Here is a 5,721-nt window from a genome sequence, read left to right on the forward strand (position 1 = left end):
CAGCCCAGGTAAATGCTCTTTATCCAAATAAAATGGTAGGTGAAGAATTAATGGTTGTTGCTGCTGTGGTTATTGGCGGAACAAGAATTACAGGAGGAGAAGGAAAAATCTTTGGAGTAGTTTTAGGGGTTTTAATCATTTATCTTTTAAATTCTACACTTATATTAATTGGTCTCTCTTCCTCATGGAATAATTTGTTTGTAGGTGTAATCTTAGTGATAGCAGTGGCAATCACCTCCTATCAAGCAAGACAAAAAAATAGAAGCCATTTGATTTTTATGGATTAAAGGAGAATGGAAATGAGACCTATGAAAAGAATGCTAAGGGGTGAGTTGGATTTCTACATCCTTGTAGGGATTGTATTAACAGTTTTAATAACATCGGCATTTATGTTTGGTGGCTCTATGTATTCGGCGAGAAATATTCAGTCGATGGCATTTCAGATCCCTGAATTTGGTTTTTTGGCACTTGCGATGATGTTATCCAATATGATTGGCGGAATAGATCTTTCGATTATTGCAAATGCAAATACGGTTGCAATTTTTGCTGCAAATGTGATGAATGGAACATGGTCAATGGGGCTAGTGGGACCGTCACGAATTGTTTTGGCATTATTTGTTGCTGTTTTAACAGCCCTCATGTTTGGGCTTTTGAATGGAATTATTGTAGCAAAGACTTCTGCAACATCTTTAATTGCAACATTGGGAACTATGACTTTGATTCAGGGTATAGGGATGGCGGTTACTGGAGGAAGCAGCGTGGGGAATATAGATCCTCTGTTTGCTGAGTTTGGAAAATCTATATTTTTAGGCCTTCCGCTTATTTTTTGGTGTTTCCTAACGGTATCGCTTTTGTTGGCAGGAGTGATTGGATTCACAACATTTGGAAGAAAACTTTATCTTTTTGGAGGCAATCCTGTTGTGGCGAGATTTTCTGGGATTAATAATGAAAAGATGACAATTACGGTCTTTTTGCTTACGGCATTATTGTCTGGAATGGCAGGGTTAATTATTCTTAGTAGAGTTAATTCTGCAAAAGTGGGTTATGGAGATACCTATCTCTTACAAACGATGATAGTTTGTGTAATTGGTAGCATAAGCCCCAATGGCGGAAAGGGAAAAGTAATGGGATTATTCATCGCTATTATATTAATGCAGGTAATGTCCAGTGCTTTTACTATCTTATCTTTATCACCGTATACAAAAAAATTGATATGGGGGATTATGCTTATTCTTGTATTAGGATTAAATAAAGAACTTGATAATTACTCTTCTCGAAGAGCTCTTAAGGCAAGCATAAAAAAATCTATATAGTTAAAAACCAAGAAAATCAGAAAGGGAAGGTAAAACTATGACTTGTAAGGATGAGTACCAAGATTTATTCAAAACAGTAATGAAAGAACATCTGTCAGTGTTTGAGGCGCAGAATGTGGCAGAGTTGGAACAGTTTATGGATTTGATTGTCCAAGCAGAGAGAATTTTTTGCATGGGTGTGGGGCGAGAAGGAATATCTACAAGAGGATTCGCTATGAGACTTATGCATTTAGGAAAAGAAGTGCACTGGATTTGGGATGATACTACTCCGGGAATGCATAAAGGCGATCTTTTTATCGCTACGAACGGGTCAGGAAAGATTGGACATATACAGTATGTAACTGAACAGGCTAAGAAATCCGGTGCTACTGTAGCTATAGTTACAGGTTCTGCGAATCAAGTCAATCGTGAATTTGCGGATTTTGTTCTTTTTGTACCTGCCTCAGTATTTAATGGAACGGATACCAGAGCAGTAGAATCTATTCAACCTATGGGGAATCTCTTTGAACAACATTTATATATGTTATATGATATCATTGTCATTATGCTGGAAAGGCGTTTAAAACTGTCACATGAAGCAATGGAAGCACGGCATAGAAATGTAGAATAAAAAGGAAATCTTTGGCATTAATATAAGGAATATTAAAAGATGGAGTAATTATGTATTTCATTGGTATTGATTTAGGTACTTCAGCTGTAAAGATGCTCTTAATGAGAGATGATGGAAAGATTGTTAATAGTGTTACAAAAAGTTATCCTATTTCGTTTCCTTACACGGGATGGTCAGAACAGAACCCGGAAGACTGGCTCAGAGAGACTAAGAAGGGTCTTATTGAATTGATGGCAGAATACCCAAAGGAAGAACTTGTGGGAATTAGTTTCGGCGGACAAATGCATGGCCTTGTAGTCTTAGATGAAAATGATAGGGTTATTCGACCTGCCATTTTATGGAATGATGGAAGAAGTAGCGAAGAAACAGAATTTCTAAACAACAGTGTGGGGAGAAAAGTTTTATCGGAAAGGACAGCAAATATTGCATTTGCAGGTTTTACTTTGCCTAAAATTCTGTGGATGAAAAAGCATGAGCCGGATTTATTTTCTAAAATTAGACGTATTATGTTGCCCAAAGATTACTTAATCTATATGTTATCCGGTGAGTTTTGTACAGACTTTTCAGATGCCTCGGGAACATTGCTTTTAGATGTGAAGAATCGCACTTGGTCGAAGGAAATGCTAGAACTATGTAATCTTAATATAAATCAGCTTCCCAAATTATATGAAAGTTATGAACAAGTAGGTACCCTTAGGAAAGTAGTGGCTGAAGAACTCGACTTTAAGCCTACTGTTAAGATTATTGCTGGTGCAGGAGATAATGCTGCGGCAGCAATAGGAACTGGAACCATAGGGGAGGGGCGGTGTAATATTTCTTTGGGAACTTCCGGAACCATTTTTATTTCAAGTACACATTTCAAAGTTGATTCATTTAACGCATTGCATTCTTTTGCTCATGCTGATGGAAATTTTCACCTGATGGGGTGTATGCTGAGTGCGGCTTCAGCTAATCAATGGTGGTGTGAGAAGATTCTGGGCACAACGCATTATGCTGAAGAGCAGGCAAATATTCAGAAATTAGGTGAAAATAATGTTTATTTCCTTCCGTACCTTATGGGAGAAAGAAGCCCACACAATAATCCTTTTGCCAGAGCAATGTTTGTAGGTATGTCCTTAGATACCAATAGAGAAGATATGGTGCAGGCTGTTTTAGAGGGAGTGGCTTTTGGACTGCGCGATTCTTTTGAGATTGCAAGAGGGCTTGGAATCAAGGTGAATAGAACGAAGATTTGTGGAGGGGGAGCAAAAAGTCTGCTGTGGTGTAAGATAATAGCAAATGTTATGAATGTTACAGTAGAAATTCCTGAGCAAGATGAAGGACCTGCTTTGGGAGCAGCGAATCTTGCTGCGGTGGGATCAGGATTTTACCAAGATCTGGAATCAGCAGTAGCTCGGATTGTAAGAGTAAAGGATTCCATTGAGCCGGAAGAAATACTGGTAAAAAAATATGAACAAGCATATTGGAATTTTAGAGAACTGTATCCGGCAATAAAAGATTGGTATGGTAAATAATATTGTAGCTTGATATTTTATACAGCGTCTCCCAATCATCATACACTAAAGAGGCAATCAATATGTTTGTAATTTTATGTATCGATTTCATGATGGTTTTGCTCTACTTGATTATCGGGATTATATTTATTAGATCGAACGGCAGAGCAATTCGATATTTAACCGGACATGATCTTGACGAAAATATATCCAATAAAAGCAAAGAACTATGCATCATTTGTGGTAAGCAAATTATGAAATGGAGCGTATGTTTCATTATAGGGTTTGCGATAGATTTGCTTTGGGTTGGAGCAGGTCTTATATTAGCGACTATTCTGAATACTGTCCTGATATTTAGATTAATGGTATTAAGAGATCATTTTGAAAATGGTAAATAACCTGCCCGTTCAAAAAAATCTGCCGGCTCTTAGGCTGGAAGATTTTTCTTATCAGGTTCTTTTAATACAACTATGGGATTCCTTGTGAGGTATTTCGAAAATGATAATGCATGATTGGAATAACGAAAAAGAGGACGTGATTCTTCTGATCCATCCGATGCTTTCGTCAGCAAACGGTATGAAGACATTTATTGCTGACATCATTGGAGAGGAATACCGTTATCTCGCACCGGATCTCTCAGCGCACGGCGATGACGATAAGGATACTTATAATAGTGCTGCTGACGAGGCAAAACAGATCCATGAGTATTTGGCTGAAAAAAATATCACGGAGCTCTCTCTCGGATACGGAGCTTCACTGGGTGGGGTGGTTCTTCTACAGCTTCTCAAATATGATGATATTGCATTCAACCATCTATTTTTTGAGGGAACCAGTTTCTACACTAACGCGAAGCTGATGGAGTGGATTCTCCGCATGGTGTTTCTGCATAAACATAAGAAAGCTGTTGCAGATCCGGAGCTTAGTGTGAAGAAGATGTCCTCCATGTTTGGAGAAGAGGCCGCCCCGCTTCTGGCAAAACATTTTATATCAATGAATGAGGAGAGCATCCGAAACATCGTTCACGACTGTGCATTCGTGGAATTGCCGCCGCTTTCCGGTGATGTTCAGAGGAAATGCGTCTTTGCGTACGGAGATAAGGAATTTGACTATAAAATCGCAAAGAAGATGATTCCCAAGACCTATCCGCTTGCCAAAATGAAGGTATGGGAAGGCTACGACCATTGCCGAATGATGACGAAAGATAAGAATAATTACTGCCGGGAACTTGAAAAATGTATTCAGGAGTAAAAAGGAACAAAACGACCGGCCATCACCTCGATGATCAGGCGTTAATCTTTTTCGGCAAAGAACCTTCCCAGGAGCGTGACGAGCTATGAGGTATATGCTTGACACCAATATCTGTATTTATGCAATAAAGCATAAGCCGGAAAAGGCATTTCAAAAATTACAGACTATTCATCAGGGAAAGATTAGAGCAGGTTTGGAGAAAGAAAGGTACGCCGATAGACCCTCTCGATATGATGATTGCAGGTCATGCGTAGTCTCTCGAGTATACTGTTGTAACGAATAATGTGAGAGAATTTTCCAGAGTGAGTGCTCTGAAAATTGAGAATTGGGCGGAATAATTCATTTCAGTCATATTGTGAAGAAGAGATTATGTTCTTACCTGTTTTCATCATAGTCCAAAGCTGCGGTAGAATTGTTCACAAGGTTTATAGTATAATTTGAATACGATCATTGTGCAACAAATCGGAAGTTGGAGGGATAGATTTCTATGATTATCAGATATACAGAAGAGAAAAATTTTATAGAATTGCGACAGTTTTATGACGGTATGTGTAAAGTTTTGAGCGGAAAAGATTTTCTGCCGGAGGGAGATAAAGGTGGTTTCCCTCCAGATGAAATGATCAAAGATGCAATCAAAGAGAGAAATCAGTTTATCGGTATTGAAGATGGTCGAATTGTTGCGGCGTATATTATGAATCATGATCGTGATGAGGCGTATCACGCAGTTAAATGGCTTATTGATGCAAATGATAACGATACAGTGGTTCTTCATGCCTTGCGTGTCCTTCCGGAATATGGAGGTCGTGGATACTCGAAGCAGTTAGTTCAACACGCAATAGACACAGCAAGGGAAAGAAAGCTTAAATCAATTCGTCTTGATTGCATAGAGGGAAATGATATTCCACAGAAAATGTATATGTCGTTTGGATTTAAGTATGTGGATAAGGTTGAAATCACATATGTTGATATTGGAGTACCGAGGAAGTTCCTCTTATATGAGTTTGTACTCTAATCAAGACATAATAACAGTTATATCTTGAACATTGTACAAACAAAT

The 5,721-nt window shown here is 38.4% G+C and carries 6 protein-coding genes; all 6 read left to right on the forward strand.

Translation table 11 applies throughout. The features are described from left to right. On the forward strand, positions 1–287 hold a 287-nt coding region (locus RYL27_RS10500), incomplete at its 5' end, for an ABC transporter permease subunit (RefSeq protein ID WP_442945768.1). A gap of 12 nt (positions 288–299) precedes the next feature. Beyond that, positions 300–1,313 carry an ABC transporter permease gene (locus tag RYL27_RS10505; RefSeq protein ID WP_314967094.1) on the forward strand — a complete coding sequence of 338 codons (1,014 nt, stop codon included), beginning with the start codon at positions 300–302 and terminating at the stop codon, positions 1,311–1,313. Positions 1,314–1,350: 37 nt separating this feature from the next. Further along, complete coding sequence (locus tag RYL27_RS10510; RefSeq protein ID WP_314967095.1) at positions 1,351–1,923, forward strand: SIS domain-containing protein; 573 nt, start codon at positions 1,351–1,353, stop codon at positions 1,921–1,923. Between the two features lie 50 nt (positions 1,924–1,973). After that, on the forward strand, positions 1,974–3,437 hold the full coding sequence (gene xylB, locus RYL27_RS10515) for a xylulokinase (RefSeq protein WP_314967097.1): 1,464 nt from the start codon (positions 1,974–1,976) through the stop codon (positions 3,435–3,437). Between the two features lie 477 nt (positions 3,438–3,914). Then, complete coding sequence (locus tag RYL27_RS10520; RefSeq protein ID WP_314967099.1) at positions 3,915–4,664, forward strand: alpha/beta fold hydrolase; 750 nt, start codon at positions 3,915–3,917, stop codon at positions 4,662–4,664. Positions 4,665–5,151: 487 nt separating this feature from the next. Then, positions 5,152–5,676 (forward strand): GNAT family N-acetyltransferase, encoded by a 525-nt coding sequence (locus RYL27_RS10530; protein WP_314967101.1) that lies wholly within the window; start codon positions 5,152–5,154, stop codon positions 5,674–5,676. Positions 5,677–5,721: the final 45 nt, after the last annotated feature.

The sequence above is a fragment of the Oribacterium sinus genome, assembly GCF_963537195.1.
Lineage (GTDB): Bacteria > Bacillota > Clostridia > Lachnospirales > Lachnospiraceae > Oribacterium > Oribacterium sinus_A.

Bases quoted from the DNA above. Each gene is read 5' to 3' on its own strand.
- RYL27_RS10505 (WP_314967094.1), top strand. From the start codon at position 300: ATGAGACCTATGAAAAGAATGCTAAGGGGTGAGTTGGATTTCTACATC.
- RYL27_RS10510 (WP_314967095.1), top strand. From the start codon at position 1,351: ATGACTTGTAAGGATGAGTACCAAGATTTATTCAAAACAGTAATGAAA.
- xylB (WP_314967097.1), top strand. From the start codon at position 1,974: ATGTATTTCATTGGTATTGATTTAGGTACTTCAGCTGTAAAGATGCTC.
- RYL27_RS10520 (WP_314967099.1), top strand. From the start codon at position 3,915: ATGATAATGCATGATTGGAATAACGAAAAAGAGGACGTGATTCTTCTG.
- RYL27_RS10530 (WP_314967101.1), top strand. From the start codon at position 5,152: ATGATTATCAGATATACAGAAGAGAAAAATTTTATAGAATTGCGACAG.